The 25,788-nt window shown below is 40.9% G+C and carries 30 protein-coding genes; 18 read left to right on the forward strand and 12 right to left on the reverse strand.

Going from position 1 to position 25,788, the window contains the following annotated elements; translation table 11 throughout:
- Positions 1 to 155 precede the first annotated feature (155 nt).
- The 3 genes from GPDM_RS03145 to GPDM_RS03155 all read right to left on the reverse strand — a co-directional run bounded on the left by GPDM_RS03145 (position 156) and on the right by GPDM_RS03155 (position 1,968).
- Positions 156 to 746 (reverse strand): TetR/AcrR family transcriptional regulator, encoded by a 591-nt coding sequence (locus tag GPDM_RS03145; RefSeq protein WP_008428887.1) that lies wholly within the window; start codon positions 744 to 746, stop codon positions 156 to 158.
- 189 nt (positions 747 to 935) lie between these two features.
- Entirely contained in the window at positions 936 to 1,547 is a 612-nt protein-coding gene (locus GPDM_RS03150) for a hypothetical protein (RefSeq protein WP_008428888.1), read from the reverse strand.
- 76 nt (positions 1,548 to 1,623) lie between these two features.
- Positions 1,624 to 1,968 (reverse strand): hypothetical protein, encoded by a 345-nt coding sequence (locus GPDM_RS03155; RefSeq protein ID WP_008428890.1) that lies wholly within the window; start codon positions 1,966 to 1,968, stop codon positions 1,624 to 1,626.
- A gap of 89 nt (positions 1,969 to 2,057) precedes the next feature.
- Between GPDM_RS03155 and GPDM_RS03160 the strand changes: the two genes are divergently transcribed.
- The 5 genes from GPDM_RS03160 (at position 2,058) to GPDM_RS03180 (ending at position 6,277) form a co-directional block, all read left to right on the forward strand.
- Positions 2,058 to 2,447 (forward strand): DUF4181 domain-containing protein, encoded by a 390-nt coding sequence (locus GPDM_RS03160; protein ID WP_008428892.1) that lies wholly within the window; start codon positions 2,058 to 2,060, stop codon positions 2,445 to 2,447.
- Positions 2,448 to 2,452: 5 nt separating this feature from the next.
- Positions 2,453 to 2,845, forward strand: coding sequence for an RDD family protein (locus GPDM_RS03165; protein ID WP_008428893.1), 393 nt, complete (start codon positions 2,453 to 2,455; stop codon positions 2,843 to 2,845).
- A gap of 225 nt (positions 2,846 to 3,070) precedes the next feature.
- Positions 3,071 to 4,309, forward strand: a complete 1,239-nt coding sequence (locus GPDM_RS03170) for a CynX/NimT family MFS transporter (RefSeq protein ID WP_008428896.1) — start codon at positions 3,071 to 3,073, stop codon at positions 4,307 to 4,309.
- 137 nt (positions 4,310 to 4,446) lie between these two features.
- Positions 4,447 to 5,172: a class I SAM-dependent methyltransferase gene (locus GPDM_RS03175; RefSeq protein ID WP_039862821.1), complete on the forward strand. Its 726-nt coding sequence runs from the start codon at positions 4,447 to 4,449 to the stop codon at positions 5,170 to 5,172.
- A 46-nt stretch (positions 5,173 to 5,218) separates the two neighbouring features.
- A complete protein-coding gene (locus GPDM_RS03180) occupies positions 5,219 to 6,277 on the forward strand; it encodes an LLM class flavin-dependent oxidoreductase (protein ID WP_008428899.1) in 1,059 nt (352 codons plus the stop codon).
- 45 nt (positions 6,278 to 6,322) lie between these two features.
- On the opposite strand, the gene GPDM_RS03185 is transcribed toward GPDM_RS03180, so the two are convergent.
- The gene (locus tag GPDM_RS03185; protein ID WP_008428901.1) at positions 6,323 to 6,991 is read right to left on the reverse strand and encodes an HAD family hydrolase; all 669 of its coding nucleotides are present in this window, start codon (positions 6,989 to 6,991) and stop codon (positions 6,323 to 6,325) included.
- A gap of 158 nt (positions 6,992 to 7,149) precedes the next feature.
- Positions 7,150 to 8,088 carry a Gfo/Idh/MocA family protein gene (locus GPDM_RS03190; RefSeq protein WP_008428902.1) on the reverse strand — a complete coding sequence of 313 codons (939 nt, stop codon included), beginning with the start codon at positions 8,086 to 8,088 and terminating at the stop codon, positions 7,150 to 7,152.
- A gap of 197 nt (positions 8,089 to 8,285) precedes the next feature.
- Between GPDM_RS03190 and modA the strand changes: the two genes are divergently transcribed.
- The 5 genes from modA to GPDM_RS03215 are packed head-to-tail and all read left to right on the forward strand — an operon-like array spanning position 8,286 to position 11,978.
- A complete protein-coding gene (modA, locus tag GPDM_RS03195; RefSeq protein WP_008428903.1) occupies positions 8,286 to 9,056 on the forward strand; it encodes a molybdate ABC transporter substrate-binding protein in 771 nt (256 codons plus the stop codon).
- A complete protein-coding gene (gene modB, locus GPDM_RS03200; RefSeq protein WP_039862823.1) occupies positions 9,053 to 9,736 on the forward strand; it encodes a molybdate ABC transporter permease subunit in 684 nt (227 codons plus the stop codon). The genes modA and modB overlap by 4 nt, the downstream gene beginning before the upstream one ends.
- Positions 9,737 to 9,740: 4 nt before the next feature.
- A complete protein-coding gene (locus GPDM_RS03205; RefSeq protein WP_008428907.1) occupies positions 9,741 to 10,379 on the forward strand; it encodes an ATP-binding cassette domain-containing protein in 639 nt (212 codons plus the stop codon).
- Between the two features lie 60 nt (positions 10,380 to 10,439).
- Positions 10,440 to 11,459, forward strand: a complete 1,020-nt coding sequence (locus tag GPDM_RS03210) for a ThiF family adenylyltransferase (protein ID WP_008428908.1) — start codon at positions 10,440 to 10,442, stop codon at positions 11,457 to 11,459.
- Between the two features lie 18 nt (positions 11,460 to 11,477).
- On the forward strand, positions 11,478 to 11,978 hold the full coding sequence (locus GPDM_RS03215) for a MogA/MoaB family molybdenum cofactor biosynthesis protein (protein ID WP_008428911.1): 501 nt from the start codon (positions 11,478 to 11,480) through the stop codon (positions 11,976 to 11,978).
- 78 nt (positions 11,979 to 12,056) lie between these two features.
- Here the strand turns inward: GPDM_RS03215 and GPDM_RS03220 are convergent, their stop codons facing one another.
- From GPDM_RS03220 to GPDM_RS03235, 4 genes are all read right to left on the reverse strand, one after another.
- Positions 12,057 to 12,740, reverse strand: a complete 684-nt coding sequence (locus tag GPDM_RS03220) for a DUF4956 domain-containing protein (RefSeq protein ID WP_008428913.1) — start codon at positions 12,738 to 12,740, stop codon at positions 12,057 to 12,059.
- A gap of 44 nt (positions 12,741 to 12,784) precedes the next feature.
- A complete protein-coding gene (locus tag GPDM_RS03225) occupies positions 12,785 to 13,483 on the reverse strand; it encodes a polyphosphate polymerase domain-containing protein (protein WP_008428915.1) in 699 nt (232 codons plus the stop codon).
- A gap of 613 nt (positions 13,484 to 14,096) precedes the next feature.
- Positions 14,097 to 15,374, reverse strand: coding sequence for a sensor histidine kinase (locus tag GPDM_RS03230; RefSeq protein ID WP_008428917.1), 1,278 nt, complete (start codon positions 15,372 to 15,374; stop codon positions 14,097 to 14,099).
- On the reverse strand, positions 15,367 to 16,053 hold the full coding sequence (locus GPDM_RS03235; RefSeq protein ID WP_008428920.1) for a response regulator transcription factor: 687 nt from the start codon (positions 16,051 to 16,053) through the stop codon (positions 15,367 to 15,369). Before GPDM_RS03235 ends, GPDM_RS03230 begins: the two co-directional genes overlap by 8 nt.
- 173 nt (positions 16,054 to 16,226) lie before the next feature.
- On the opposite strand from GPDM_RS03235, the gene GPDM_RS03240 reads away from it, so the two are divergent.
- The gene (locus tag GPDM_RS03240; protein ID WP_008428923.1) at positions 16,227 to 18,344 is read left to right on the forward strand and encodes a carbohydrate-binding domain-containing protein; all 2,118 of its coding nucleotides are present in this window, start codon (positions 16,227 to 16,229) and stop codon (positions 18,342 to 18,344) included.
- Positions 18,345 to 18,439: 95 nt separating this feature from the next.
- On the opposite strand, the gene moaC is transcribed toward GPDM_RS03240, so the two are convergent.
- Positions 18,440 to 18,925, reverse strand: coding sequence for a cyclic pyranopterin monophosphate synthase MoaC (gene moaC / locus GPDM_RS03245; protein WP_008428925.1), 486 nt, complete (start codon positions 18,923 to 18,925; stop codon positions 18,440 to 18,442).
- 158 nt (positions 18,926 to 19,083) lie between these two features.
- Between moaC and GPDM_RS03250 the strand changes: the two genes are divergently transcribed.
- Positions 19,084 to 20,190 carry a mechanosensitive ion channel family protein gene (locus GPDM_RS03250; protein ID WP_008428926.1) on the forward strand — a complete coding sequence of 369 codons (1,107 nt, stop codon included), beginning with the start codon at positions 19,084 to 19,086 and terminating at the stop codon, positions 20,188 to 20,190.
- A gap of 42 nt (positions 20,191 to 20,232) precedes the next feature.
- The gene (locus GPDM_RS03255) at positions 20,233 to 20,454 is read left to right on the forward strand and encodes a hypothetical protein (protein ID WP_008428928.1); all 222 of its coding nucleotides are present in this window, start codon (positions 20,233 to 20,235) and stop codon (positions 20,452 to 20,454) included.
- A 38-nt stretch (positions 20,455 to 20,492) separates the two neighbouring features.
- Here GPDM_RS03255 and GPDM_RS03260 read toward each other — a convergent pair whose 3' ends face one another.
- Positions 20,493 to 21,284: a DUF2382 domain-containing protein gene (locus tag GPDM_RS03260; protein WP_008428930.1), complete on the reverse strand. Its 792-nt coding sequence runs from the start codon at positions 21,282 to 21,284 to the stop codon at positions 20,493 to 20,495.
- A 132-nt stretch (positions 21,285 to 21,416) separates the two neighbouring features.
- On the reverse strand, positions 21,417 to 21,959 hold the full coding sequence (locus GPDM_RS03265) for a YflT domain-containing protein (RefSeq protein ID WP_008428931.1): 543 nt from the start codon (positions 21,957 to 21,959) through the stop codon (positions 21,417 to 21,419).
- Between the two features lie 189 nt (positions 21,960 to 22,148).
- Between GPDM_RS03265 and GPDM_RS03270 the strand changes: the two genes are divergently transcribed.
- The 5 genes from GPDM_RS03270 to GPDM_RS03290 all read left to right on the forward strand — a co-directional run bounded on the left by GPDM_RS03270 (position 22,149) and on the right by GPDM_RS03290 (position 25,774).
- Positions 22,149 to 23,267, forward strand: coding sequence for a GTP-binding protein (locus GPDM_RS03270; RefSeq protein WP_008428933.1), 1,119 nt, complete (start codon positions 22,149 to 22,151; stop codon positions 23,265 to 23,267).
- Between the two features lie 11 nt (positions 23,268 to 23,278).
- Positions 23,279 to 23,428: a 50S ribosomal protein L33 gene (gene rpmG, locus GPDM_RS03275; protein ID WP_008428935.1), complete on the forward strand. Its 150-nt coding sequence runs from the start codon at positions 23,279 to 23,281 to the stop codon at positions 23,426 to 23,428.
- A 48-nt stretch (positions 23,429 to 23,476) separates the two neighbouring features.
- Positions 23,477 to 23,746: a 30S ribosomal protein S14 gene (gene rpsN / locus GPDM_RS03280; RefSeq protein WP_008428937.1), complete on the forward strand. Its 270-nt coding sequence runs from the start codon at positions 23,477 to 23,479 to the stop codon at positions 23,744 to 23,746.
- Between the two features lie 277 nt (positions 23,747 to 24,023).
- On the forward strand, positions 24,024 to 24,824 hold the full coding sequence (locus GPDM_RS03285; RefSeq protein WP_008428939.1) for an alpha/beta fold hydrolase: 801 nt from the start codon (positions 24,024 to 24,026) through the stop codon (positions 24,822 to 24,824).
- Positions 24,797 to 25,774 (forward strand): GGDEF domain-containing protein, encoded by a 978-nt coding sequence (locus tag GPDM_RS03290; protein WP_008428941.1) that lies wholly within the window; start codon positions 24,797 to 24,799, stop codon positions 25,772 to 25,774. The genes GPDM_RS03285 and GPDM_RS03290 overlap by 28 nt, the downstream gene beginning before the upstream one ends.
- The last annotated feature ends 14 nt before the right edge of the window (positions 25,775 to 25,788 follow it).

The raw sequence follows: 25,788 nt of genomic DNA on the forward strand, positions 1-25,788 counted from the left end.
TGAAAATTAGGTGCTTTTACTAGTTAAAAATAGTAAGTAATCTCCGTATTTGAAGAAGCGTTTGCTCGACTCCTGTGGGAATAGCGGGTTTGAGAGACCCCGCAGAGAGCGCGAGCGATAAGCTGCGAAAAATACGATTATTCAAGATCTATTCGTTATAGTTTTTTATCTAATACAACTGATCCGTCATACATTTTGCCGTGTAACTTGGCTAGTTTAGCTGCCATCACTTCTGGAGAATCCTTAAAATCTTGTTTGATCCAATAGAGAAAGAACCCTAATGTTCCGTAAGTCATGAAGGAATTGAGTGTTGGAATTTCCAAATCGCTTTCTTCTTCGAGACGCAGTTCGGTTGCAGCTACTTGTGCAAGCGCTTCGCAAAACTGGTTTTGTGAGCCAGGAAGTATTTCCCCCGTGATAATCAATGTGAAAATCGATTGGTGCTGATAAATGTATTCGAAAATCGGCAGTTGCCGCTGAACGTCTGTCGAAGAAAAACGCTCTAACCCTTGGAAGCTTTTTCGGAAATAGTCAGCGAGGCCATCCAAGTAATCTTCAACGATAGCCGCAAGCAATTCGTTCAAGTCTTTATAATGTGAATAAAATGTCACGCGATTACACCCAGCTTGCTTTGCAACTTCTGTAATGGTCAGTTGTGACAGTTCTTTTTCAGTTAATAACTGTAGTAAAGCGTTTTTTAGCATTTTTTGAGTTCGAAGAATACGGCGATCTTCTGTGTTAGGCATCTCGTTTTCCTCCTAATATTTCCGGGAAATGGACAGGCTTCTATAGTAAGTATGACATTAAATCTTTGATATGAACAAGAAGATAATGTATTTAGTAGCTTAAAAGTATCGCATAAGATAGGAAGGATTCAATCAGAAATAGTTCTGCAAGGATGGTGGTTTAACAACTCAGTAAAAAAGTTAAAGCCGTTACGCTGATTTCAGCGTAACGGCTTTTTTATTTACATACAGTACGAGTATAGGTCCCGAAATTGGAATCCAAGCAAGCGATTTACGTTTGGCGTGTGGATAAAAATGATATACAGTGTAGACAGATAAGCCCCACAGCACAAACCAGTCGACGGTCATAACGGAGACAAGACCTGACGCAAAGAACGCCTCTTGATAAGCAGTGAGCGAAAATCCCTGCAATAACGTTAATGCATTGCCGATCCAAAACAGCATAAAGACAATGAACCAAAACCGCGAACTGAGAAACCGAACGAGCCAAGCGGGAGTTCTGAGCCTTCTGTTCGCCTTTCGATTGCCGAACGCAAAATAAGGGAGAAGTCCAAAAGCACCAATGCCAAAAGATAGTAACGCGAACGGCCACGCCGGCCATTTTTGACGGTCATTTAGCAACAGCAATGTGAGGAACATCATCGGAAACAAGCCGAGTGAATTAAAGACGGCAAGTACGAGTGGATCAATTGCACCGAGGTCGCCGCTAAAAATGTTCGACAAAATCGGATCTGTTTCGCCGCCGGGTGCCAAAAAAACAGCATAGCCAATTAATAAGAGCCAAATCGTTAAGAAAATCACTGCTATCACTCCTTTTAAGGCTAAGTTATTAAGTTATTAGTTCCCTAAAATAGATCCAAGCAAACGAATGGGTGAGTCAGCTAAGGTGGAAGTAGATTAAAACTGAAAACAAGGCGACAATGAGCAAACTTCTGACTTTGCTGGATTTCCATGTAATGATACTCGAGCCAATGGCACCTATAACGAGTAAAATTAATCCGACTAATCGTAGGGTAGGGGTGGAAAAGGTATCGCTAAACTCAATAAGAAAATTCCCTAAAGCAACAGAGCCTATGCTTAATAGGAAGTTGCGTGAAGTAAAATCGGACTTTACCGACTCTTGGTCCGTCTCGTTCATTTTGAAATAAGCCCCTATCATCATGCCAACAGGTACGCCGAAAGCAATCAGAAAAGTGACAAGTGAATCTGTATCCGTATTCAATGTATATGCCCCCTATCGATTAGGAAAAATAAATAAAAGGTAAACGTGCTTCTTTTGTAGAATTTTAACAGTTAAAAGAGGGTTTGCATATGGAGGTTATGGAATCTATTGGATTGCTTGTCTTTGCGGCTATTTATTTCCTTTTCACGAACTTATATTTGAAGAAAAAGCGTGGAATAAAAAGAGATTCGAGAAGTTTTTTTCACGAAGACAAAAATCGGTACGTACTTATTTTGCAAGGAGTTATCTTCGTAGGTTTTATTTACGCGAGTATGTATCTGGTGGCAGAACTAGATGCCACAGAACTTTCTGTAGCTATCCTGATAAGCTCTCTGGCCGGTCTCTTTATTCTCCAAACATTTGTTGCGGGGCTTGAAGAGTGGTTACTGCACAGAGACAAAAAGCGATACTGGTATGTCTGGTCTGAAACAATATTTGTTGGACTAGTGTTTGGTTTACTACTACTAACGAAAGGATGAAGGTCATGTATGAATTGACGAAAAAACGTGCCAAAGCGTTGTTGATCGATTCGGCGATTGCTACTACCGTGTCATTTGCGTTAGAACCGCTATTGAAAAAGAAAATAAAAAGTCCGTTTTTCCATGCCATGGTTTCTCCACATTTAGTGTTCTGGGGACTTGAGTATGCGCAGCTCCGAATGAACGGTCAAACAGCTGGTCAGAAAATGATGGGCATTGCCTTAAAAGATGAAGCCGGTGGAGAGCTGAGCTCAGAGCAAATTCTAAAACACATTGTCTACCGAGATACGATAGGCCCTCTCATGTATGCAAAAGACCGTAGCCGCTACGACAAGTACAAAGGTGAAAAATACCCGAATGACCTTTACGCACATACTGTGGTTGAAAAAGTAGATTAAAAACTTTCCCTCCTTTAGAAAAGGAGGGATTTTTTATGGTTTGTAAAAATTATAGTGATATACAAAACTATTCTTTAACGCTACAATATCCAAGGTGCCAATCATCCTGAAAATTTAAAGGGATAGAATGTATGAAAAGAAGCAATTTAAAAAGTGCACCACCGTATATCAAAACCGATATAGATGGTTCAAAAGAATAGATAAGTAAGTTGTTGGAGGATTAGGATGAAGAAACAAAAAGAAATAAACAACACCGAAAAAGCTAGCTGGTTATTACTTATTGGTATTGTATTAATTGGAGCAAATTTAAGGGTACCCATCACATCAGTTGGAACACTTATGTCGTTTATCCGGGAAGATTTGGACATTAGCAATGCGGTCGCAGGATTGGTTACGACATTGCCTTTGATCGCTTTTGCTATACTTTCTCCATTTGCGCCGAAAATCGCAAATCGAATTGGTATGCAATGGACCATTGCATTGTCCATGGTAGTACTGATTATCGGGATCGCCATACGATCTGTAACAGGAATCGGTTTCATGTTTATAGGAACCCTTTTGATCGGTTTGGCCATTTCGATTGGAAATGTCTTGATTCCAGGAATTATCAAAATGAATTTCCCTTATCGAATTGGGGTTATGACGGGTATATATGCTGTTTTCATGAATATTTTCGGTGCTTTAGGTTCTGGTTTAAGCGTACCGATTTCAGGTATCGGTAACATGGGCTGGCAAGGCGCACTTGGTATTTGGGGCTTACTTGCCATTGTTGCATTTGTTGTTTGGCTTCCACAGTTACGCAAACAACAAAGGGCATCACAAAAAACAACGATCAAGCCAAAACAAAAAACCAAGTTATGGCTTTCACCGCTTGCTTGGAGTGTCACACTTTTCATGGGTGGACAATCTTTAGTCTTTTATACGTTGATCGCCTGGATGCCGGATATATTGAGCACTATCGGATACGATGCACGTTCTGCCGGTTGGATGGTCTTTTTAATGCAAACGGCAATCATTCCGACCACATTTGTGGTGCCGGTAATTGCTGAGAAGCTGAAAAACCAAGTAGGTCTTGCTATTGGAACGGCTTTGTTGTTTACAACTGGGTTTTTAGGGTTGCTTTCTGGCAGTATGTTGCTTGTCCCATTATGGGCAATCTTGCTCGGAATTGCTGGAGGAAGTGGATTTAGTCTTTCAATGGTGTTTTTTACATTAAGAACGAAAGATGGAAAAGAAGCAGTGGAACTGTCGGGCATGGCTCAATCATTCGGGTATATGTTAGCGGCTGTCGGACCTGTTTTTGCGGGAGTCCTCTATGACATAGGTGGGGGTTGGACATTGCCGCTGTTATTCTTATTGTTCATCTCGATGATTATCTTGCTTGCAGGTATTGTATCCGGTAAAGAAGGAACAATAGCAGAACGAGCTAAAAAAAGTAAAAAAGAATTGGCAGATAGTATTTAATTGGAGCATAAGTTTTTACTATTCGACTTTCCGTTTATACGGAAAGTTTTTTTATGGAGAAAATGAAATAGAGCTACATTCTTCTACAATTTTCTTTCCAAGTTATATAATGATAAAAAAGCGAAAGGGTGATTCGCGTGAAACTGTATAAGGAATTGGCCAACTGGTGGCCGTTAATGTCCCCGCATACGGAATATGAAGAAGAAGCCCATCTTTTTTTAAACATTATGAGGCAGTATCATCCCAATATCCAAGACGCAATCGAGTTTGGTTCGGGTGGTGGCAGCAATGCTTTCTATTTAAAAAAGTTTTTTTCAATGACTTTGACGGATTTGTCAGAAGATATGTTGAGAGTCAGCCGAGAGTTGAATCCAGATTGTCTTCATATGCAAGGCGATATGCGAGAGATTGATGCAGGACGCCAGTTTGATATGGTGTTTATTCATGATGCGATTACTTATTTTACCGATAAAAACGATTTACGAGCGGTGATGAAAAATGCCAAAAAACATTTGAATCCCGAAGGTCTGTTATTTATCATGCCGGATCACTATACAGAAACGTTTGAAGCACGGACGAGCGACGGTGGTATCGACAAAGATGGACGAGGCATGCGCTATTTGGAGTGGAGCTATGACTTAGACCCGGAAGATCACGTAACTGAAGTTGAATACGCTTATGTGATGCGGGAAAAAGACGGGCAGATTACTCACGAATCCGATAGTGCCAAATGCGGATTGTTTTCCATGCCAGAATGGGAAGGGCTGCTAAGGGAAGCAGGCTTTAACGCTCATTTTGAACGCATCGTTTTTTCAGAAGAACCAGGTACTTACTTTGCCATTGCAGCTACGCAAATAAAATAAAGAAAAAATCATAAGCGGAATTTGTAGAACAGAAAGGACAGTGGATATGGAACAGTACCGCATCAATCCAGACAAAGGCATGGAGTTTGGTATGTATACATTGGGAGATCATCTGCCAGACCCGCATACCGGCGACCGAATTTCAGCAGGAGAACGCATTCAAGAAATTATTGGACTCGCTGAACTAGCAGATCAAGCCGGGCTCGACTTTTTCAGTGTGGGAGAAAGTCATCAAGAATATTTCGCTACGCAAGCACATACCGTTGTGCTTGCTGCTATTGCACAAGCGACGAAAAACATTAAAATCTCTAGTTCCTCTACTATCATTAGCACGTCAGACCCGGTGCGCGTATATGAAGACTTTGCGACGATCGATTTGATTTCAAATGGCCGCGCAGAAATCATCGCGGGGCGAGCGTCGCGTGTAGGGCTGTTTGACTTGCTAGGCTACGATATTCGTTATTACGAAGAATTGTATGAAGAGAAATTCGAGTTGCTACTGCAAATCAACAAAGAAGAAACGGTCGATTGGAGCGGGAAATTCCGTGCTCCGCTACGTAGCGCGCAAGTTATACCGCGACCGCTTACAGGGGCGCTGCCAATTTGGCGCGCAGTTGGTGGTCATCCAGAAAGTGCGATGAAAGCGGGGCATGCCGGTGTGCCGATGATGCTTGCAACATTGGGCGGTCCTGTAGAAACGTTCAAGCATACGATTGATGCTTACCGCGAAGCAGCGGAAGAAAGTGGCTTTAGTCCCTCTGCGTTACCTGTTGCGACTGCTGGATTTTTCAATGCGGCTGCAACGACTCAACAAGCCATGGAAGAAGTTTATCCACATGTGGATAAAGGGATGCGAAAAACCAATGGCCAAGGTTACCCACAAGCCGCATTCATGCACGGCGCGCAAATGGATAGCGTCATGAACATAGGCAGTCCTCAACAAATTATCGAAAAAATTCTTTACCAACATGAATTGTTTGGACACCAACGCTATATTGCACAAATGGATTTTGGTGGTGTGCCGATCGATCGCTTAAAGCGCAATATCGACTTGATCGGGACAGAAATTTTGCCAGCTATTCGAAAATATACGGCGAAAAAATAAAAAGAAGGTTCAGGCGAAATGCCTGAACCTTCTTTTTGATCCTTACTATTTTACTTTTATCGCCGCTACAAAATCCAACAGATCCCTCAACGGCATATCCGCCATCGAATCCAACCGGTGCTCTACGGGACCGAACTTCATTGTACGCGTAATTTTGTTCGGCACAACGACGCAACTCATACCCGCGCGTTTTGCAGCAGTCGCACCGTGAGCCGAATCTTCAAAAACAAGACAGGCTTCAGGAGATAACTCTAAACCCTCCGCTGCTTGAAGATACAAAGCAGGATCAGGTTTTACTTTTTCAACATGATCCGAAGTGCGAATGCAGTGGAAGTGATCAAACAGCTCCAAGTTTTTCAAATGGCCTGAAACCCAACGATAACTTGAACTCGATGCTAAGCCTACTTTCAAACCTAGCTCTTGGGCCATTTGCAAATACTCGATGACGCCATCGCGAGGTTTTTCTTTAGACAATACCGAAAGAAACTTTTCTTCATATTGTCTATTGAGCAACGCATGTTCAACCGGTTTGCCAATTTGCTGCTCCATATAATGAAATGGCGAAAATCCACCGTCTGTACCCACTTCGTTTTGCCACAGCCCAAGCGGCAATTCACTGCCGTATTCGCTAAACATCTCTTGAAGAATATGATATTGATGTGTTTCCGTATCAAAAATCAACCCGTCAAAATCAAATATAATCCCTTTTATCATAAGGCACGTCCTTTGCTGTTTAATTGAATAAGCTATTCTTCAAAATTAAAGATATTCTATTTCTTCTGCTATATGGCTAAATACAACATACTCAGAAGAAAGTGCGAAAGCCGGGGCCCCCGGAAAGCGTCCGCCTGGAGCGCTTTCTTCTTTCCTCTCTACGTCAACAACTTCGTCACTTCACGTGAAATAGCATGTGTATTGATCGTGGATTCCAACTGCCCGGTTTTCACACAGTTGATAAACTCTGCCAGCTCATAATACATCGAGTCAAAATCATGCGCTACAGACAAGTCTTCGGTCTGCCCGTCTCTATACTTAATGACGATATTTTTCGGGTCACTGATGCGGTCGATTTCAATCGTTCCATTCTCGCCTTGAATTTCACTTGGCAGAAAAGAATCCGAAATCTTCGAGTACATAATAATTGCTTCCATATCCGCATAGTTCCAAATCATGCTGCCTTGTCCATCGGCACCTGTCGATAATAGTAATTGATTTTTCATCGTTGAATCAGGGGCACCAACCAAATGAATAATCGGCGCGATGCAGTAAACGCCTAAATCCATTTTAGAACCATTGCCAAGCTCAGGCTTAAAGGCATTTTCGACAATGCCATCTTTGTATTTATCGTAACGAGAAGAATATTGATTGTAATGAAACACAAAGCGACGAATTGGTGCGATTTTATCGATATTTTCCTTCAAGTTTAAAAAAGAAGGAAGTAACGTGGATTTCATCGCTTCCATATAAGTTGTATTGTAGGTTTTAGAAGCTTCAATAATTTGATCCATTTCTTCAATCGACGTGACAGCCGGTTTTTCACAAAGAACATGAATGCCGTGTTTCATCGCCAGTAGGCTTTGCTCAGCATGCAGGGCATTTGGTGATGCGATATAAACCGCTTCGATATGCCCGCTACTGAACATAGCCGCCATATCGGTATAGACGTTATCAATCGCGTACTTTTCTGCAAATGCGTTACCAGTTTCTAATTTCCGGGAGTAGACGGCTCCGATTGTAAATTCAGGGTGCTCGTTAGCCGCTTTAATAAATCGGTCAGTAATCCAGTTCGTGCCGATAATGCCAAACTTCATTGCAATTCCTCCTGTATAAATACGATTCTTATCTTCTATTCTAACCTAAATATCTCCAAAAAGAGCGGGGTCTGTGTTCTTTCTAAAGTTTGTTTGGAAAATGATTCAGCTTCTCGGCTACGGAAGTTATACTGTAAGTACACAGAAGCTTCACTGGAATAGCTGAGCTCTACTTTAATGCATGAGGAGTCCTTTAAATGAAAAAATTGATGGGTCTAATAAGCTTAACTCTGGTCATGAGCGGCTGTAGCGATAATTCTACAAATACCGAAGAAGTTTTAGTTTCGGCGGCATCTAGCCTGACAGAAGTCATGAAAGAAATGGAACAACAATTTCAAGAAGTAGAACCGAATATTGAGCTAACTTTCAATTATGGCTCATCTAGTAAGTTGAGAAGCCAAATTGAACAAGGCGCACCGGCTGACTTATTTTTATCAGCGAGTGAAAAAGATATAGAATTACTCGAATCTCAACAGTTAATAAATACAGATAGCATCAAGCCATTTGCTGAAAACCAGCTTGTTTTAGCGTCGTTAGAAGAATTTCCACCCACGACAAACTTTCAAGAACTCATGTTAACTACAGAAAAAAAGATTGCGATTGGAGAACCGGATAGTGTTCCGCTTGGTGCCTATTCAAAAAAAGCATTAGAAAACGACAACATGTGGAATTCTCTTAGTAATCGTCTCATTTATGCAAAAGATGCTCGTCAAGTTGTTACTTATGTGGAAAGCGGAAATGCAGAACTCGGAATTATTTATTCATCAGATGCCGTTATTTCCCGGGAAATCAATGGGACACTTGAAGTGCCAGGGCAGACAGAACCTATTATCTATCCAGGCGCAGTCATCGCGAATTCAGAAAATCAGCCTGCAGCAACTGCTTTTTGGAAATTTGTCACGAGCTCAAAAGGACAAGCCATTCTCAAGGAATACGGATTTATGCCCGTAGCCGGAGAAACGCCATGATGGTTTATGACTTGTCTCCGCTTTGGTTATCTCTTAAAGTCGCAGTAATCTCTATTTTGTTTGTGTTTGTGGTAAGTCTTGCGCTGGCTCGCTTTATGACAAGACGTGATTTTTTTGGCAAAAGTTTTCTTGAAGCGTTGATCCTATTGCCTTTAGTATTGCCACCAACCGTAATTGGTTTTGGATTGATTGTCTTATTCGGCGTAAATGGACCGCTTGGTATTCTACTTGAACAGTGGTTTGGCTTTCGCGTAGTGTTTACATGGATTGGTGCGGCGATCGCTTCTTTTGTTGTGTCGCTGCCACTCATGTATCAAAGTGTTTTAGCCGCTTTTGAAAAAGTAGATCCGCGCTGGGAAAATGTAGCGCGAACTATGGGCGTTTCTGAATGGCGAATTTTTCGGACCATTACGTTTCCTCTTGCTTGGTCGGGTATTTTGGCCGGATTAATCTTGGCTTTTGCACGTGGCATCGGTGAATTTGGGGCGACGTTGATGATTGCTGGCTATATTCCGGGTATTACAGAAACAATTCCACTAGCTATTTACTTTGCTTATGAAGCAGGCGATATGGAAAAAGCTTTGTTTTGGGTATTGATTGTGTCGTCGCTCGGAGTAGCTGCAATTACGTGGGTGAACTATTGGCGTAAAAAGACGGCCATACGAATCGGAAGGGAATGAGCAAATGTTGCAAGTGGATTTCAAAAAACAATTAGATCATTTTAGTTTAACGATGCAATTTAGATTGGATAAAGAAATTTTAGCATTGGTTGGCTCTTCTGGTTCGGGGAAAACGACATTATTAAACTGCATCGCAGGGATCGTTCACCCAGATGTTGGTGAAATTTCATTAAATGGTAGAACATTTTATAGTGAAGAGCAAAAGCCATTAAAAATACAAAAGCGTAAAGTGGGTTATTTGTTTCAAGATTATGCGCTATTTCCACACTTGACCGCAGAAGAAAATATTCTTTACGCAGTGCCAAAGGGCAGCAACATTGCTCACATTACTGAATTAACGAAAATTCTGGGCATTACGGGCTTGTTGGGCAAATACCCACACCAAATTTCAGGTGGTGAAAAGCAACGTGTTGCCTTGACTCGTTCGTTAGCCGCGCAACCCGATATTTTATTGTTAGATGAACCTTTTTCAGCATTGGATGATGCCAATCGTGATTGGTGTCAAAATGAACTGTTGCGAATCCATGAACAGTGGCAAATTCCAATTATTTTCGTGACACACCGCATTGCGGATGCTGAAAAATTAGCCGATCGTATTATGAGAATTGAAAAAGGGCAGATGACCGAAGAAACTGCACGCTAATAATTCTGAGGGTAGATAAAATCGTTTGAAAGATTAAACGGATAGAGAGTGGGAATCACAGTGGATGAACGTTATTCAAGACAAGTCTTATTCAAACCGCTTGGGGAGTCGGGTCAACAACACTTATCACGTGCGACCGTTACCATTGTAGGTTGCGGAGCTTTAGGTTCAGCGATTGCAGAAACTTTAACACGCGCCGGTATTGGGACGATTCATTTAGTTGATCGCGATTACGTAGAAAGATCCAATTTACAGCGTCAGCAATTATTCACGGAAGAAGATGCGCGTCACATGATGCCAAAAGTGGCAGCGGCTGAGCAAAGACTAAAAGCCATCCGCAGTGATTTGCAGTTATTTACGTATTTAGAACATCTCGATGCAACAGGTATGGAAAAGTTGACAACAGTCAGTGATTTGATTTTGGATGCGACCGATAATTTTGAAACGCGTTTGTTAATCAACGATGCTTCTGTGAAATTTGGCGTGCCTTGGATATACGGTGCTTGCGTGGGCAGTTCAGGAGTCGTGTTTCCATTTGTACCGGGAGAAAGCTCATGCTTCCGTTGCTTAATACCTGTTCTTCCAGCCATTAACGAAACATGTGATACGGTGGGCATTATCTCACCAGCTGTTCAAGTGACAGCAGCGCTTCAATGCACAGAAGCTTTAAAATGGTTAAGTGGTAACCGAGAGGCAATGCGTAAAAAAATTCATCATTTCAATTTATGGGACAATAGTCAAATGGATATTGGGGTTTCGCGCATTAAAGATCCTAACTGTAAAACGTGCGGAGAAGAGGCGGTATTCCCATCACTTAATGAAACAGCCGCAAGTTCTTATGCGGTTTTATGTGGACGTGATGCTGTACAAATTTTGCCTGATGCGAACCGCCCGATTACGTTAGACGACGCTGAAAGGGTCGGAAGACGATTAGAAGCTGGTGTGAAAAGAACGCCTTATTTTGTTGAACTGAAAGTATTCAATCACCGTATGATATTGTTCGGCAATGGTCGATTGCTAATTCACGGCGTTCGTAATCTAGCAGAAGGTCGCAAATTATATCACCAAGTATTCGGCTAATCAGAAAGGGGAGATTGTATGTCGGAAACGTTTCACACAGATCATCAAGTGCGGGTTGCGGTATTAACTGTTAGTGACACAAGAACGGAAGAAACAGATACTGGCGGTCAACTTGTACAGAAGATGGCTATAGATCACGGGCTAGAAATTAGTGACTATGCGATAGTTCCGGACGACGTCACTATTATTCAACTAACGATTTCTGATTGGTTGGGGCAGGATGATATTGATGTGATTATTACGACTGGTGGAACGGGAATAGCTAAGCGTGACGTCACTTTAGAAGCCGTTCAGCCACTTTTTGAGAAAGAAATATCAGGATTTGGAGAACTCTTCCGTTACGTTAGTTTCGCTGAAGATGTTGGAACAAAGGCACTTCTTAGCCGAGCAACAGCAGGTGTAGCCAGTGACAAAGCCATTTTTGTATTACCAGGGTCGCGCGGTGCTGTAAAGCTCGCGATGGAACGATTGATTTTGCCGGAGATTCAACATATTTATTCGGAACTAACGAAACATTAAACAGGTAATGCAGTATTAAAAAGCTTATGCGTCTGTCAGCAAACTGACAAACGCATAAGCTTTTTTGAATATAGTTGATTATGCAGTAAAGTTTCCATCGTAACTCAGCATAATGGCTGACCTTACGCCGAGCATCTCGGAAATGTGGTTGATAAAATCGATGTTGGTGTCTTTAACTCGTACTTCGTACGTTACTTCATAGTCATTATCATGCGAAACTGACTTTGATTTGATTAAATATTTTTTTACGTTGGCTGAAAGTACTTGATCAAGCGTTTTTTCAATTTGATTGTCTTCGTATTTGACGATTAACAGATAAGGGTTTTCAATTTTAATTTTGTTGACGAAAACGATTAATACGAGGCCAATCAGCAAAGCTCCAACGATTGCGAGTAAAACAAAACCCGCTCCGCATAAAATACCTGAAACAATGGTCCAAAACAAGTAAACCAAGTCCATCGGATCTTTCACCGGCGTCCGGAAACGAACGATTGACAACGCCCCTACCATACCAAGTGACAACAAGACATTTGTAGAAATCCCCATAATAATGAGTGAAGTCGCCATCCCCATAACAATAAGAGAGATGTTAAAGCTATGTGAATAAATAACACCAGAAAACGTTTTTTTGTAAATCATATAAATGAACAACCCGATGGCAAAAGAAGATACCAAACCAATCAATGAATCAATCAATGAAAAACTACTGGTAGTTTCTAAAAATCCTGATTTAAATATGTCGCTAAAATTAATACTTTCCATTTTTACTTCCTCCAATTAAATTACTTTTTTTAGTTTTATTGCAATTAGCCATACATCCGGCTGATTTGGTATTTCGAGTAGGCGCCTGCCCGCATGTCACTGACTTGTAGCAATTGTTTAATGACATTTGGTAGAAATTCATCGAATTTGACTTCTAAAATCACTACATCTGGTTCAGTTTCTACCATGGCAATGTTTGGATTGAGTACATCGTTGTTGCGAAGACTTGTTTTAATTTCACTATCAAAAGTGACCCGCACATTGCCGTGTTTGTATATAAATACTTCTCTTTCGTAGTCTACAACTGTCAAAGGCTTGAGTTGCAGCAAGTTCATTTGCCAATATAAATCTTGAATAAGTGTTCGTGAATCGCTTTCCATCCAGTTCAAGTCACCGCTTCGGATTTTTTCGTATTCTTCTGCGGTCATTGAACATTTTTGTTTATAGGTGAGGTTGTTGCGTTTGCTTTTTTTCTCCAAATTTAGAAAGCTATTATTTGAGTCGTAAAGCCTGACTCGGAACTTGTCTCGCTCAAAAAGACCTTCTTTTTTCTGGTTCATCACTTTGTTATCAAAGTTATCGAAATACACGCTTCGGATAGAGTACGTACCACTTTCTTTAGCATGAGGATCGACTTCCATATAATGTTTTAGTTTGTTTCGTAGCAAGTAGCAATCCATTTTGGTCATTTCGTGTTTAATCTCTCTGCGACCTTGTATGCCGTTTAAGTTTTGTGCTTTCATCATCATCTACTCCTTTGGTTAACCCCATTATTAACGGGAAACCTTAAACAAACCTTAAAAATTTTAAACAAATAAAAAACCCGCAAAATATGCGGGTTTAGCTTGTAGACAAAAGAATAGTTACTCACTTTGTTGCGTACACATAGGATTCTCCGCACCTAGCGGACGCTTTCCGCGGACTCCGCGCTGAGCCTCCTCGTCGCAAGCTCCTGCGGGGTCTCATCCCTTCGTTTTTCCGCAGGAGTCGCCACTAGGGTGCTGCGAATCCTGGAGTAAGTGGGAAAAATCTTTTAATACCTACTTTCATGGTAATGCGTACTAAAGATTCTTACTTTGTTTGTAGCAGGAAGCCTTCAACTGGGCTGGACCACGGAGACTCCCGTGGGCCAGCGAAAGCTGAAGACCCCGCAGGAACGTCAGTGACGAGGAGGCTGAAGCTGAGCCCACCGGAAAGCGAAGTGGCCAGCCCAGTTGGAGATTATGCATCACTATTCAGGTTAACAAGACTTTGTCTACAGTCTGAAACCCGCAAAAATATGCGGGTTTAGCTTGTAGATTCGAGAAGGTTTTGGGTGAACTTGTCCCAATACTTTTTTTGGCTCATCTGTTTATGTTATTGCGGCAATTTTACTTTAAATAGCGTACCGGCTTGTCCGTTCTGAGAGGCGGTGATGGTGCCGCCGTGATGAGTAACGATCCACTGGGCAATTGATAAGCCAAGACCGATACCGCCATTTTCTCTCGATCGGGCTTTGTCTTCCCGGTAAAAACGGTCGAAAATATATGGAAGATTTTCTTTTTGAATGCCACGTCCGGTGTCTCTTATTTCTATCACTGCTTTTAGGTCTTCTGTATAGGTTTTGACGAAAATATGTTCTTCTTCCTCTGTATACTTCAGCGCATTATCCAATAAAATAACCAGTAATTGATGGAGACGTACTTCATCTGCTTGAATTTCTGTTTTGCAATTTAAATCGAGTTGCAAGGTTTTGTTTTGCGATTCGGCAATTTCGATATAAGGAACACTCACGCGTTCGATAAATTCGTCGACATGAAGAGGGTGTTTATCAAGCTGAATTTCAGCAGAATCAGCTCTCGCTAAAGTTAGTAAGTCAGATGTCAATTTAGATAAGCGTCTCGTTTCCGATAAGCTAAGCGCAATATTTTCGAATTTCTGAATGATTTTTTGTTGCGGTTCTACTAGTAAAAGTTCTAATTTGTTTTGGATGATGGTTAAAGGTGTTCGCAATTCATGAGAGGCATTTTCAACAAACTCTGCTTGTTTGTTCCATGATTTAATGATCGGCTCCATCATTTTTTTCGACAAAATGTAACTAGCAGAAATCGATAAAACAATGAAAATCAATGAACAAATAATTAACAATTGACCAAAATTATCAAGAATCGTCTGCTCACCATCAATATTGATCAATAGCTGCGTATAGGCGATTTCCCCGTCAGCTGTGTCGTTTTCGATTAGTAGTGAACGATACGTATATTCATCGTCAACCGATAAATTCGTAATGGTGTTGAGATTTTCGATCTTCAGTATGGATTCTTGAGAGAAACTCTCATAAAGCCACGTTCCGATTTGATCTTCGTTGACGATATCGCCTGCGGCATTCCAATTAAGGACGATAATCCGTGGGTTAATGCCGCCGGGAGGGCCAAGTTCGGGACCATTCTCTAAAGGTGAACGGATAGTTGTAAAGTCTTCGCTTAAAACGAATTCTTTTGCTTGCGTTAAGTCATCATCGGTTTTTAAAAAAAGTGTATTTTGGACTTGTTGAAAAATGATTACCCCAAAAATCGTGAAAATGATACTAAACGCAATCATGTTCAAAATCATAAAACGCAATTGCTGCTTGCGAAAAATGGGTTGCCTATTCATCTTGTTCACCTGCATCTGACAACATATAGCCTAAGCCGCGGAAAGTCTTAATATATTGATCGTAGTTGAACTTCTTAAGTGTTTTCCGCAAGTTGCTGGCGTATACTTCGACCACAGTTGTCGAAGTATCGGATTCAAATCCCCAAATACGGTCGAAAATCTGTTCTTTCGTCAAAATAATGTTTTTGTTGTTCACTAAATACTCGAGTAAATCAAATTGCTTGCCGTTTAGTTTGACCGTTTCTTCTCCAAGTTGAGCGGTTTTGTTTTTGATGTTCAACTTCAGTTCTTTAAAAGACAGTGTGTTTTGCTTGAGTTCGCCTCCGGATCTTCTAACAATGGCTTCAAGACGCAAAAGTAACTCTTCCCGGTGGAAAGGTTTTGCTAAATAATCGTCAGCCCCTGCTTTAAATCCTTGAATCTTATCCCCGATGCCATCTTTAGCGGTCAACATAATGACGGGTGTCGTTATATTTTGGCTTCTTAGTTTTTTTAACACTTCATAACCATTTAAGTAGGGAAGCATAATGTCCAAAATGATGCAGTCAAAAATATTTTGTTCGGCTAAAAACAAACCTTCTTCTCCGTCAAAAGCTTGTTGTGTATGGAACATGTCTTGTGTTGTTTCTTTAATGGTATCCGAAAGATGCGGATCATCTTCTATGATTAATAATTTCATTTTGAGCGCCCCTTCAGGAATTTTAAGAATAAGTTGATTATAGGACTAAGTTTTGAAATTGCAAATTTTTTCACGGAAAAAGTTTTTTTAAGGTTCGGTTAAGGTTGAAGGTGAATAATAGGGATTACCGAGAGGGTAACAAGCCTTTCAACAACTTAAGGAGTGAATACAAGATGCCCAAAAATAAAAGAATGTTTAAATTAGCAGCAACACTTTTAAGTGCAAGTTTGTTATTTGCATGTACAAATGAAACGAATGAAACAACCGATACTCAACAATCAACGGCAGCAACTTCTGACGCAGTGGTGGCAGAACAAATGACGAGTTTAGTAGATAACGTGGTAACTTACACAGATGAAGATGAATATACAGATTGGCAAGACGAAAGTCCTTTCGAAGTCGAACTCAACGGTGACAGCGCAGAATTTGCCTCATCAGCGGCGATTATTTTTGAAGACAATGTACTAACGATCAAAGCTGGGGGGACATACGTATTCACAGGGAATTTAGACGATGGTCAGATTGTAGTCGATTCCGAAGGTAAAAAAACAGTCCGATTGGTTTTGAACGGAGTGGAAATCAACTCATCGGAAAACTCAGCAATTTATATTAAAGATGCAGAAAAAGCCGTAATTTCTTTAGCGGAAGGCACTGAAAACAGTATTTCTGATAGTGCGAACTATGTAATGGATGAGTCAGCTGAAGATGAACTAGACGCAGCAATTTTTAGTAAATCGGATTTAACGATTAACGGTTCTGGACAACTTACAGTAACAGGTAACTATAAAGATGGCATCACCAGCAAAGATGAACTCAAAGTAACTGGCGGTAATATTCAAGTCACGGCAGTTGATAATGGCTTGAAAGGGCGAGATCTTGTCGCGATAAAGGACGGTGCATTTGTTATTGAAGCGGGTGGTGACGGTATCAAATCTACAAACGATGAAGATGCAACAAAAGGTAGCATTGCTTTAGAAGGTGGAACATTCGATATTACGTCTGGTAACGACGCCATTCAGGCAGAAACTGATTTAATGGTGACGGATGGAACGTATACAATACTTGCAGGTGGTGGTAGCCCAGAAACAATCCAAGAAGCAGGAGACCCGGAGCCAGGCACAGCAGTGGAAACAGAAGTTGTTGAAGACATAGAAAGTACAAAAGGTCTCAAAGCAGGTGGAGCTATTGATGTAAGTGGTGGTATTTTCACGATTGACTCGCTTGACGATGCAGTGAATAGCAATAGTGATATCACTATTGCTGGAGGTCAGTGGGACATCGCTACTGGTGAAGATGGGGTTCATGCAGATAATGCACTTGTGATCACAAACGGTGAAATTACGGTTGCAAGAAGTTACGAAGGTCTAGAAGGTAATTTCATCACAATTGATGATGGAACGATTGATGTAACCGCAACTGATGACGGCATTAATGTCAGCGACGGCACAAGCGTGACAACAGGACCACCAGTAGAAGTGGCAGAAGAGGATAAAGTTGCAATAGGTGAAGGCGGAGAACCTGTGATGACGATTAACGGTGGATTTATAACAGTTGATGGTCTTGGAGATGGTCTCGATGCCAACGGGTCAATCGTAATGACAGGTGGTACAGTCCTAGTCGAAGGTCCAACAAGAACAATGGACGGTTCGATTGATTACGATAATGGCTTTGACCTTACGGGAGGGATAATAATCGCTGCAGGTAGTACGGGTATGGTGCAGGCGACTTCAGAAGAAACGGCTCAAGAATCTATTGTTATGACGTTCCCTGAAATTCAAGAAGCTGGAACAATTGTGCACTTGCAAGATAGCGAAGGGACAACGATCGCGACATATGCGCCTTCTAGAGAGTTTTCAGCTATCTTTATTAGTACACCGGACTTGGAGATAGGCACTTCTTATACGCTTTCTTCGGGAGGTACTTCATCAGCTGAAGAAACAGCAGGTCTTTATGCAGATGGCGGATATGAAGGTGGAACAGAACTTGTAGACTTTACGATTACCGAATCGGTTACTTGGTTAAACGAAGATGGGATTACAGAAGCAAGTGTTGAAAATCCTGGCGGTGGAGCAGGAGTTGGAGCAGGAGCTGGAACAGGTGGCCGAGGTGCTGGTGGAACTCCGCCAGAAGCAGGGGCACTCCCACCTGACATGCCGGAAATGGATGAGGAAACAGAGCAAAAAGTACAAGAAATTAGAGATCAGCAAATGGCGGGAACCATTACGGAAGAACAAGCTCAAGAGCAACTGGCAGAACTAGGCATAGAAATGCCAACAAGACCTGTACAATAGTTTATGACAAACAAAAAGTCGGAGAAAAGAATCTCTTTTCTCCGGCTTTTTTATATGCGTACAAGATATAAACTTCGATCAGTAACTAGTAAGGTTTAATCACGCGCGTAATCGGATTTCCCGCCAGTTTTCTCAAGCAACATCGTCGGTCCGATGACCATTTCTTTACCAGAAGCTTTGCACATATCGTAAATTGTCAGTGCTGCAGCAGAAGCTGCGGTAAGAGCTTCCATTTCGACTCCTGTAGGTCCTTTTGTTTTTACGGAAACGGTCAACAAAACTTCAAAGTGATTTTTTTCTTCATCGACATTCCATTCGAATTCAATGTCTACCCCACTAAGTGCTAATGGATGGCACATTGGGATGATTTGTGAAGTATTTTTAGCAGCCATAATGCCTGCCACTTGAGCAACTGCAAAAACATCCCCTTTTTTATTGGTGCCTTCTTTAATTTGTTGGTAAATTGCTTTGTTTAATAAAACAGAAGTAGTTGCACGAGCAGTTCGTACACTGTCTTTTTTATCGGAGACGTCGACCATTTTGGCACGACCTTGAGCATTAAAATGAGTCAGTTCTGACAAAAGAATCATCCTTTCGGTAGTGGATGCTTTTAGTATAGCATGGCACAAGAAAGGGAGGCGGGATGTTGATGGAGTAGATTTACTTCCTGTTATATACATTATTATAGGGGTGTGTTTGAATAGAAACTATATAAGACAAGAGCAGGGAGAGGATAGGCATGCTACTGACGATACAACCAGAAGAGTTGACTCGACGTTGGTACGAGGTGTTTGAGCAAATCGAATGGACCGAAGTACTGTTGTTTTTGTTTTACGTAGCGTGTATTTTTCTCGTGAGGGCTGTCGTGCTTGCAATTTCTCGCCGCTTAAGCAAAAAGCGGATGTTCCGGCACGTTGATTCGATTTTACACAGCTTGTTAAACTGGGCGACAACATACGGGATTTTGCTGTTCATGATTTTTTATTTTTCCGATTCGGACTGGATGTTCGACCGGCTATTTGAATTTGGCAATGTCGAAATCACGGCGTTCCTGCTGATTTTAGTCATCTTGATTGTGTCGCTTACCAACCGTGCAGCAAAAATCATTACGCGTTATATTTTGCCGAATGTCTATCAGCGCTACCATTTAGATCGTGGCGTGAGCTACACATTCGATCGCATGTTTCATTATACCGTGATGGCCATTGCCATTCTGGTCAGCTTGACAACGGTCGGTTTGGACTTGAGCGCATTAACAGTATTTGCTGGTGTGCTTGGCGTAGGAATCGGTTTTGGTTTGCAGAACATTGCATCGAATTTCATCTCGGGTATTATCTTACTGTTCGAACAACCGATAAAAGTTGGCGATCGGGTAATTATTGATGAGCTGATTGGTGATGTCGAGAAGATTTCATTGCGCTCGACCGTCATTAAGACAATTCATAATGAGCACGTGATTGTCCCAAATTCCTATTTCTTAGAAGAGCAAGTAATCAACCGTTCGTATGGCGATCCACGTATACGACTTGTGGTTCCGGTCGGTGTCGCTTATGGAACAGATGCTGAAAAAATTAAAAGAGTGCTGATGCAAGCGGCACAAGAAGAGCAGCAGGAGGGCAGCGTTGTTTTAATGAATCCGGAGCCATTCGTTAACTTTTCAGCATTCGGCGAGTCATCGCTCGATTTTGAATTGATGGTGTGGATTTCCAACTCTAACCAAGTCATCACGACAAAGAGCGCATTGAATTTCCGCATTAACAGGCTGTTTGCTGAGCAGGGTATTGAAATTCCATTCCCGCAACGCGACTTGCATATTAAAAGCATGCCTGAGATAAAAGGGGAGTAAGTAAACTTCAGCGACTTGCAGTTTTTGCCATGAGACACAGCGATGACAAAACAAAAGGAAGAAAGAAGAGTCGATCAGACAAAATATCCCGAAAATCTAAAGCTGTTTATAGCAATTTGGACGCTCTTCGTTCAAAGCAATGCAGTTGGTGAAGCGCATAGATTTTCTGCTTGGAAAGGTTTTTTTGTTATCGTCATTCCAGCGATATTGTTTGTGGAAATTATTGTGGCTATTACTGTCGCCATTACGATGACCATTTTATAATATGTACAATAAACAAGGCAGCCATTTGGCTGCCTTGTTTATTTATCTACGTGATTGACGACTCCACTTTCTTCAACATCTGCAATTTCGCGACGCACAGTTTCGTTCACCACTTGAACATCTTTAACTTTACGTTTACCAATGACAATTTCTTCACGAACCACTTGTTTTTTGCCAATGTCGAGACGTTCTTCTGTAAGTGGAATGTGGATGGCGTCACCTTTTTCATATACTTGTGCTGGAGTTAGTTCTGGTTCTTCATAATCAGTTTTGGCAGTTGAAGCACTTCGTCTTTCAACAACAACTTCTTCGCGTTCCACAGGTACTTGGATTTCTTTATCTTCTTCAACCATTTGTTTATGAACTTGGACTTCACCTGTTTGAGTTTTGTTTTTCTCAATACTCAAACGTTCTTCGTGTAAAGCAAGAGATTGTTCTTCTATATCAACTTGAGGCTCCATTTGTAACTCGGTTTCTGAGTGAATTGCCGCTGCTGGTTGACTGCTCGTGTAAAGGAGGAGTTTACCGAGTTCGACTTGCTGGAAATAATAATCGGTGGCCTCTTCGTCTAATCCCATTCGGTTAAAAGCATCTTTTGTGATATCATCACCAGCTAAAAACGATATGAGTTTGCCTTTAAAGTTATCGCGGTCTTGCGTATCGACATGAACGGAGGTATGAGTAATCAGCAAGTCTATTTGTTCATCGTGCTTGGATACTAAATACAATTCTTCTTCTTCGTATCCCGCTGCTTTTAATTGGCCGACTTGGATCAATACTTGTGCTTGTGCATCAAAAAGCCCGATGAGTTTACCTTCTTTTTTTTCCATGCCTAATTCCTCCTATATTAAATGTGCCGATTCAGTTTGCTAAAAGTTATTTACCCTTTAACTCGTATAAAATAAACCTATCGGTAGGAGAAAAGACGTATCCGAATACTCATTCGGATACGTCTTTAGCAACTAATATAAATGATGTTGGTTCTTTTTGGCTTCTACCATGTTCGTGATATCTGATTCATCTCGGTGATGGTTTGTATTGATCGCTTCTGTATCTTGAATATTGCGCTCTTGATCAAAAGACTCTGGTTGAGAGCGCAAATGCACTTCTTCAGCAGTTGTCATTCGAGCAGTAGTTGATGTATTCGTCTGAGGCTTATAAGTTGTGCTGTAGTCGCTGTTTACGTAAAGCACAAGCTTGCCGTTTTCAACTTGTCGATAGTAATCGTCCGCTTCGCTGCTACCTAAGCCCATTTGTGTAAAAGCATGGCGCGTAGAATCTTCACCAGTAATAAAAGCTTTAAATCTACTCATAATATCATCATCTTCTTGTGCATCTAAATGCACGTTCGTTTGTCCTTGGACCATAGACAATTGGTCGTCGTATTTAGCAATTACATACATATCTTCTTCTTTAAAGCCTTGCGCTTTTAGTTCGTTAATTTTGTGCAAAACTTCTGCTTGTATATCGTATGACTGGATTAAAGTTGTACCTTCGTTAGTCATTTCTAATTCCTCCTAAATAGTGATAAATCACCTGTAAAGCAAGGTAATGATAATGTACCCTGTTGTTTTTTAAAGCAAACCAATAAGTGGAGGAAATAAAAGCTTGCGTTCCCGTTTCTTTTTTTATACAATGTAAAACGTAATCATTACTATTTAATGTGTGAGTAAATAAAGAAAGATGGTGAGTGTATGGGGAGTCCTGTTCCAATTACAGTGCTAAGTGGCTATTTGGGAGCTGGTAAAACAACGTTATTAAATCATTTACTTTCTAATAGAGACAATTTGAAGGTAGCTGTAATTGTCAACGATATGAGTGAAGTGAATATTGATGCAAGTCTCGTAGAACACGGAGGTTTTTCAAAAACTACGGAAAAGCTAGTCCAACTGCAAAATGGATGTATTTGCTGCACGTTACGAGAAGATCTTATGATAGAAGTTGACAAACTAGTAACTCGTGGTGAAATTGATTGCATCGTTATTGAATCTTCGGGAATCAGTGAACCACTGCCAGTTGCACAAACTTTTACATATCAGGATGAAATAGTAGGAATCGATTTAACGAAAAGTTGTCGTTTGGATACGCTAGTTACTGTGGTGGATGGTTATGCTTTTTGGAAGGATTTTGCATCAGGTGAATCTCTACTAGACAGAAGGCAAGAAGCGACTGAAGAAGATAGTCGTGAAATATCGGATTTACTAATCGATCAAATAGAGTTTGCTAATGTCATTCTATTGAACAAACTAGATTTGATCCCACATAAAGAAAAAAATCAGTTAAAAGAACTGTTGGCAACTTTGAATCCAGATGCGGAAATTATCGAAACTGTGCATTCAAAAGTAGCTTTAGACAAAGTGATCAATACGGGTTTGTTCAATCTTGAAAAATCAAGCCAAAGTGCCGGCTGGATTAAAGAACTAAACGAAGAGCATATTCCAGAATCCGAGGAGTATGGTATTTCTTCATTTGTTTATCGCAGCCAGCAGCCATTCCATTCACAGCGATTGATGGATTGGATTTTGCAATGGCCAGCGGAAATTGTCCGTGCTAAAGGGTTTTTATGGTTAGCAACAAGAAACGACACAGCTGTTTTATTATCACAAGCAGGACCATCACTTGGCATTGAGTACGCTGGGCTATGGGATCTAGAAAATGGCATAAAAATGACCGAGCTAGTGCTGATTGGAATTGATATGGATCAGTCATCTATCGTGAAAGAGCTAGATCGCTGTTTATTGACTGATGAAGAAAAAGAACAAGATTGGTCAACGTTTTGTGACCCGTTACCAAAATTTCAAATACTTGTTTAGGAGGAAAAAACATGAGAGTCAACATAACATTAGCATGCACAGAAACAGGGGACCGAAATTACAGTACGACGAAAAACAAGCGTACAAATCCCGAGCGCATTGAATTGAAAAAATACAGTCCACGTCTTAGAAAAGTTACTGTTCATCGTGAAACAAAATAATTTTTTTATTTTGTAAATCGTAATAATTACTATTTTGGAGGTAGAGAAATGGCGAAAAAATCGAAAGTTGCGCGGCACGAAAAACAACAAGTGTTAGTTGCCAAATTTGCAGAAAAACGACAAGAACTCAAAGAAAAAGGCGATTTGGAAGCATTAGCTAAGTTACCAAAAGATTCATCGCCCGCACGTTTGAAAAATCGCTGTGGAGTGACTGGAAGACCGAGAGGGTATATGCGAAAATTTGGAATGTCGCGCATTGCTTTCCGGGAACTGGCGCATAAAGGGCAAATTCCTGGCGTTAAAAAGGCAAGTTGGTAAATGGATCTTGAAATATCTTGAGTTAGTCAAAGCAAATAGATAGTCGTTCATTCGATTTCTATTAATTTATACCGTAAGAATATGCTGAACAGCAGACTTTTGTCTGCTGTCTTTTTTTTGCTATAGAATTTATTGTAGGGGAATAGTGCTTTTTGCCAAGATATTTTTAGCTTAGGCTCTTTTAAATCCATTTATTGATGCTATGATTAGATATGTTTAATTTTTAACTAATCTAATAGCTTCTCTTAAGAAGAAGCATACAAAAGGCGGAGCACTAGTGAAAATGGATGTTTTAAAGCGTAATAATGTTCGAGTGACTGGACAAGGAGAAAAAACCTTAGTATTTGGTCATGGATTTGGGTGTGATCAGCAAGTTTGGAATAATACCATTATGGAATTTCAAGCGAATTATCGAGTCGTTACTTTTGATTATGTTGGATCTGGAAACAGTGATAAAACAGCCTACTCGAAAGAACGTTACAGTACGTTAGATGGTTATAAGCAAGATTTATTAGAAGTATGCGCTGCATTCGAGCTAGAAGGGCTGATTTTCGTTGGGCATTCTGTTAGTTCGATGATTGGGTTACTGGCATCGATTGAACAACCTGAGTTGATGGAAAAAATGATTATGATTGGTCCGTCGCCTTATTATATGAACGAACCTGGCTATAATGGCGGATTTGAGCGATCGGACATAGATGAGTTATTGGATATGATGGAGATAAATTATAAAGAGTGGGCAAAATATTTGGCTCCTGTAGTGATGCTAAATGAAGAGCGCCCTCAACTAGCAGAAAATTTTGAGGAGATATTATGCTCAAATGACCCAATGATTGCAAGACAATTTGCTGAAGTGACATTTACTTCAGACCTTCGGGATCAATTGGATAAAGTAACAGTACCAACTTTAATTCTTCAACCAAAATTTGACGCGATCGTACCGGTAGAGGTTGGTACATACATTCACGAAAAAATCGTCGGCAGTCAATTAGTAATAATGAAAGCAGTGGGACATAACCCACATTTAAGCGATGTTGAGGAGACCGTGGCATGCATCAAGGGGTACTTGGCGGAGTAGGAGTGAAGACAATGGAACAGCAACTTGATAGAGCACCTTGTGGATATTTAGTTCTGGACCGGGACTTGCGTATAGTTGAAATCAACAGCACATTACAGAGCTTAACAGGTGTAGAAAATCCGCAACATATTCATGAGTTGCTGACAATCGCATCACGGATGTATTTTCAGACTTACTTTACGCCTGCTATTAAAATGCACGGAACTGTCAACGAGATGTTTTTAACATTGAAAAGTACAACAGGATCTATGCCAGCATTAATGAATGTAGTAGAGCGCGACGGATTTTATGAATGTGCTGTCATACAAATGAGTGTTCGTGGAGAGTATGAAAAGGAATTACTACTGGCTAAGCGCACTGCCGAAAAAATTAATCGTGAGACGGCTGACGCTTATGATAAATTACAAACGTTAATGAATGAAGTTGGAAATAAGCAGCAAGAGTTGCTAGCTTTAAACTTAGAGCTTCAACAATTAGCCATCACAGATTCACTCACTGGTTCTAAAAACCGTCGCTATCTTGAAGAACGACTCACCCACTTTTTAGTACAAGCAGAAAAAGGGCGCGAAGTGACTGTTCTTATTTTAGATATCGATCATTTTAAACGAGTCAATGATACGCATGGCCATCATATAGGGGATGCAGTATTAAAAGAGTTAGCGAGACGTTTGGAAGAAGTCGTCGGATCAACTGGCATTGTGACACGTTTTGGTGGAGAAGAGTTCGTAATCATTATACCTGACGTTGGGGCTAAAGAAGGTTTGGCTAAAGGCAATATCATATGCAAATACATGGAGTCTGCTAACTGGATAAATGTACCGGTTACTGTCAGTATTGGTGTCGCGGTGCACTTGCCGGGTGATGACACAAGCAGCTGGCTATCACGGGCAGACAGTTATCTTTATAAAGCAAAAGCTGATGGTAGAAACTGTGCTTACGGACTAATATAAATCAAATCAAAAAA

Source organism: Planococcus donghaensis MPA1U2 (assembly GCF_000189395.1).
Taxonomy (GTDB): domain Bacteria; phylum Bacillota; class Bacilli; order Bacillales_A; family Planococcaceae; genus Planococcus; species Planococcus donghaensis_B.

Coding starts and splice junctions, on each gene's coding strand:
- GPDM_RS03145 (WP_008428887.1), bottom strand. CDS start 746: ATGCCTAACACAGAAGATCGCCGTATTCTTCGAACTCAAAAAATGCTA.
- GPDM_RS03160 (WP_008428892.1), top strand. CDS start 2,058: ATGGAGGTTATGGAATCTATTGGATTGCTTGTCTTTGCGGCTATTTAT.
- GPDM_RS03165 (WP_008428893.1), top strand. CDS start 2,453: ATGTATGAATTGACGAAAAAACGTGCCAAAGCGTTGTTGATCGATTCG.
- GPDM_RS03170 (WP_008428896.1), top strand. CDS start 3,071: ATGAAGAAACAAAAAGAAATAAACAACACCGAAAAAGCTAGCTGGTTA.
- GPDM_RS03180 (WP_008428899.1), top strand. CDS start 5,219: ATGGAACAGTACCGCATCAATCCAGACAAAGGCATGGAGTTTGGTATG.
- GPDM_RS03185 (WP_008428901.1), bottom strand. CDS start 6,991: ATGATAAAAGGGATTATATTTGATTTTGACGGGTTGATTTTTGATACG.
- GPDM_RS03190 (WP_008428902.1), bottom strand. CDS start 8,088: ATGAAGTTTGGCATTATCGGCACGAACTGGATTACTGACCGATTTATT.
- modA (WP_008428903.1), top strand. CDS start 8,286: ATGAAAAAATTGATGGGTCTAATAAGCTTAACTCTGGTCATGAGCGGC.
- modB (WP_039862823.1), top strand. CDS start 9,053: ATGATGGTTTATGACTTGTCTCCGCTTTGGTTATCTCTTAAAGTCGCA.
- GPDM_RS03205 (WP_008428907.1), top strand. CDS start 9,741: ATGTTGCAAGTGGATTTCAAAAAACAATTAGATCATTTTAGTTTAACG.
- GPDM_RS03215 (WP_008428911.1), top strand. CDS start 11,478: ATGTCGGAAACGTTTCACACAGATCATCAAGTGCGGGTTGCGGTATTA.
- GPDM_RS03220 (WP_008428913.1), bottom strand. CDS start 12,740: ATGGAAAGTATTAATTTTAGCGACATATTTAAATCAGGATTTTTAGAA.
- GPDM_RS03225 (WP_008428915.1), bottom strand. CDS start 13,483: ATGAAAGCACAAAACTTAAACGGCATACAAGGTCGCAGAGAGATTAAA.
- GPDM_RS03230 (WP_008428917.1), bottom strand. CDS start 15,374: ATGAATAGGCAACCCATTTTTCGCAAGCAGCAATTGCGTTTTATGATT.
- GPDM_RS03235 (WP_008428920.1), bottom strand. CDS start 16,053: ATGAAATTATTAATCATAGAAGATGATCCGCATCTTTCGGATACCATT.
- GPDM_RS03240 (WP_008428923.1), top strand. CDS start 16,227: ATGCCCAAAAATAAAAGAATGTTTAAATTAGCAGCAACACTTTTAAGT.
- GPDM_RS03250 (WP_008428926.1), top strand. CDS start 19,084: ATGCTACTGACGATACAACCAGAAGAGTTGACTCGACGTTGGTACGAG.
- GPDM_RS03255 (WP_008428928.1), top strand. CDS start 20,233: ATGACAAAACAAAAGGAAGAAAGAAGAGTCGATCAGACAAAATATCCC.
- GPDM_RS03260 (WP_008428930.1), bottom strand. CDS start 21,284: ATGGAAAAAAAAGAAGGTAAACTCATCGGGCTTTTTGATGCACAAGCA.
- GPDM_RS03265 (WP_008428931.1), bottom strand. CDS start 21,959: ATGACTAACGAAGGTACAACTTTAATCCAGTCATACGATATACAAGCA.
- GPDM_RS03270 (WP_008428933.1), top strand. CDS start 22,149: ATGGGGAGTCCTGTTCCAATTACAGTGCTAAGTGGCTATTTGGGAGCT.
- rpmG (WP_008428935.1), top strand. CDS start 23,279: ATGAGAGTCAACATAACATTAGCATGCACAGAAACAGGGGACCGAAAT.
- rpsN (WP_008428937.1), top strand. CDS start 23,477: ATGGCGAAAAAATCGAAAGTTGCGCGGCACGAAAAACAACAAGTGTTA.
- GPDM_RS03290 (WP_008428941.1), top strand. CDS start 24,797: ATGCATCAAGGGGTACTTGGCGGAGTAGGAGTGAAGACAATGGAACAG.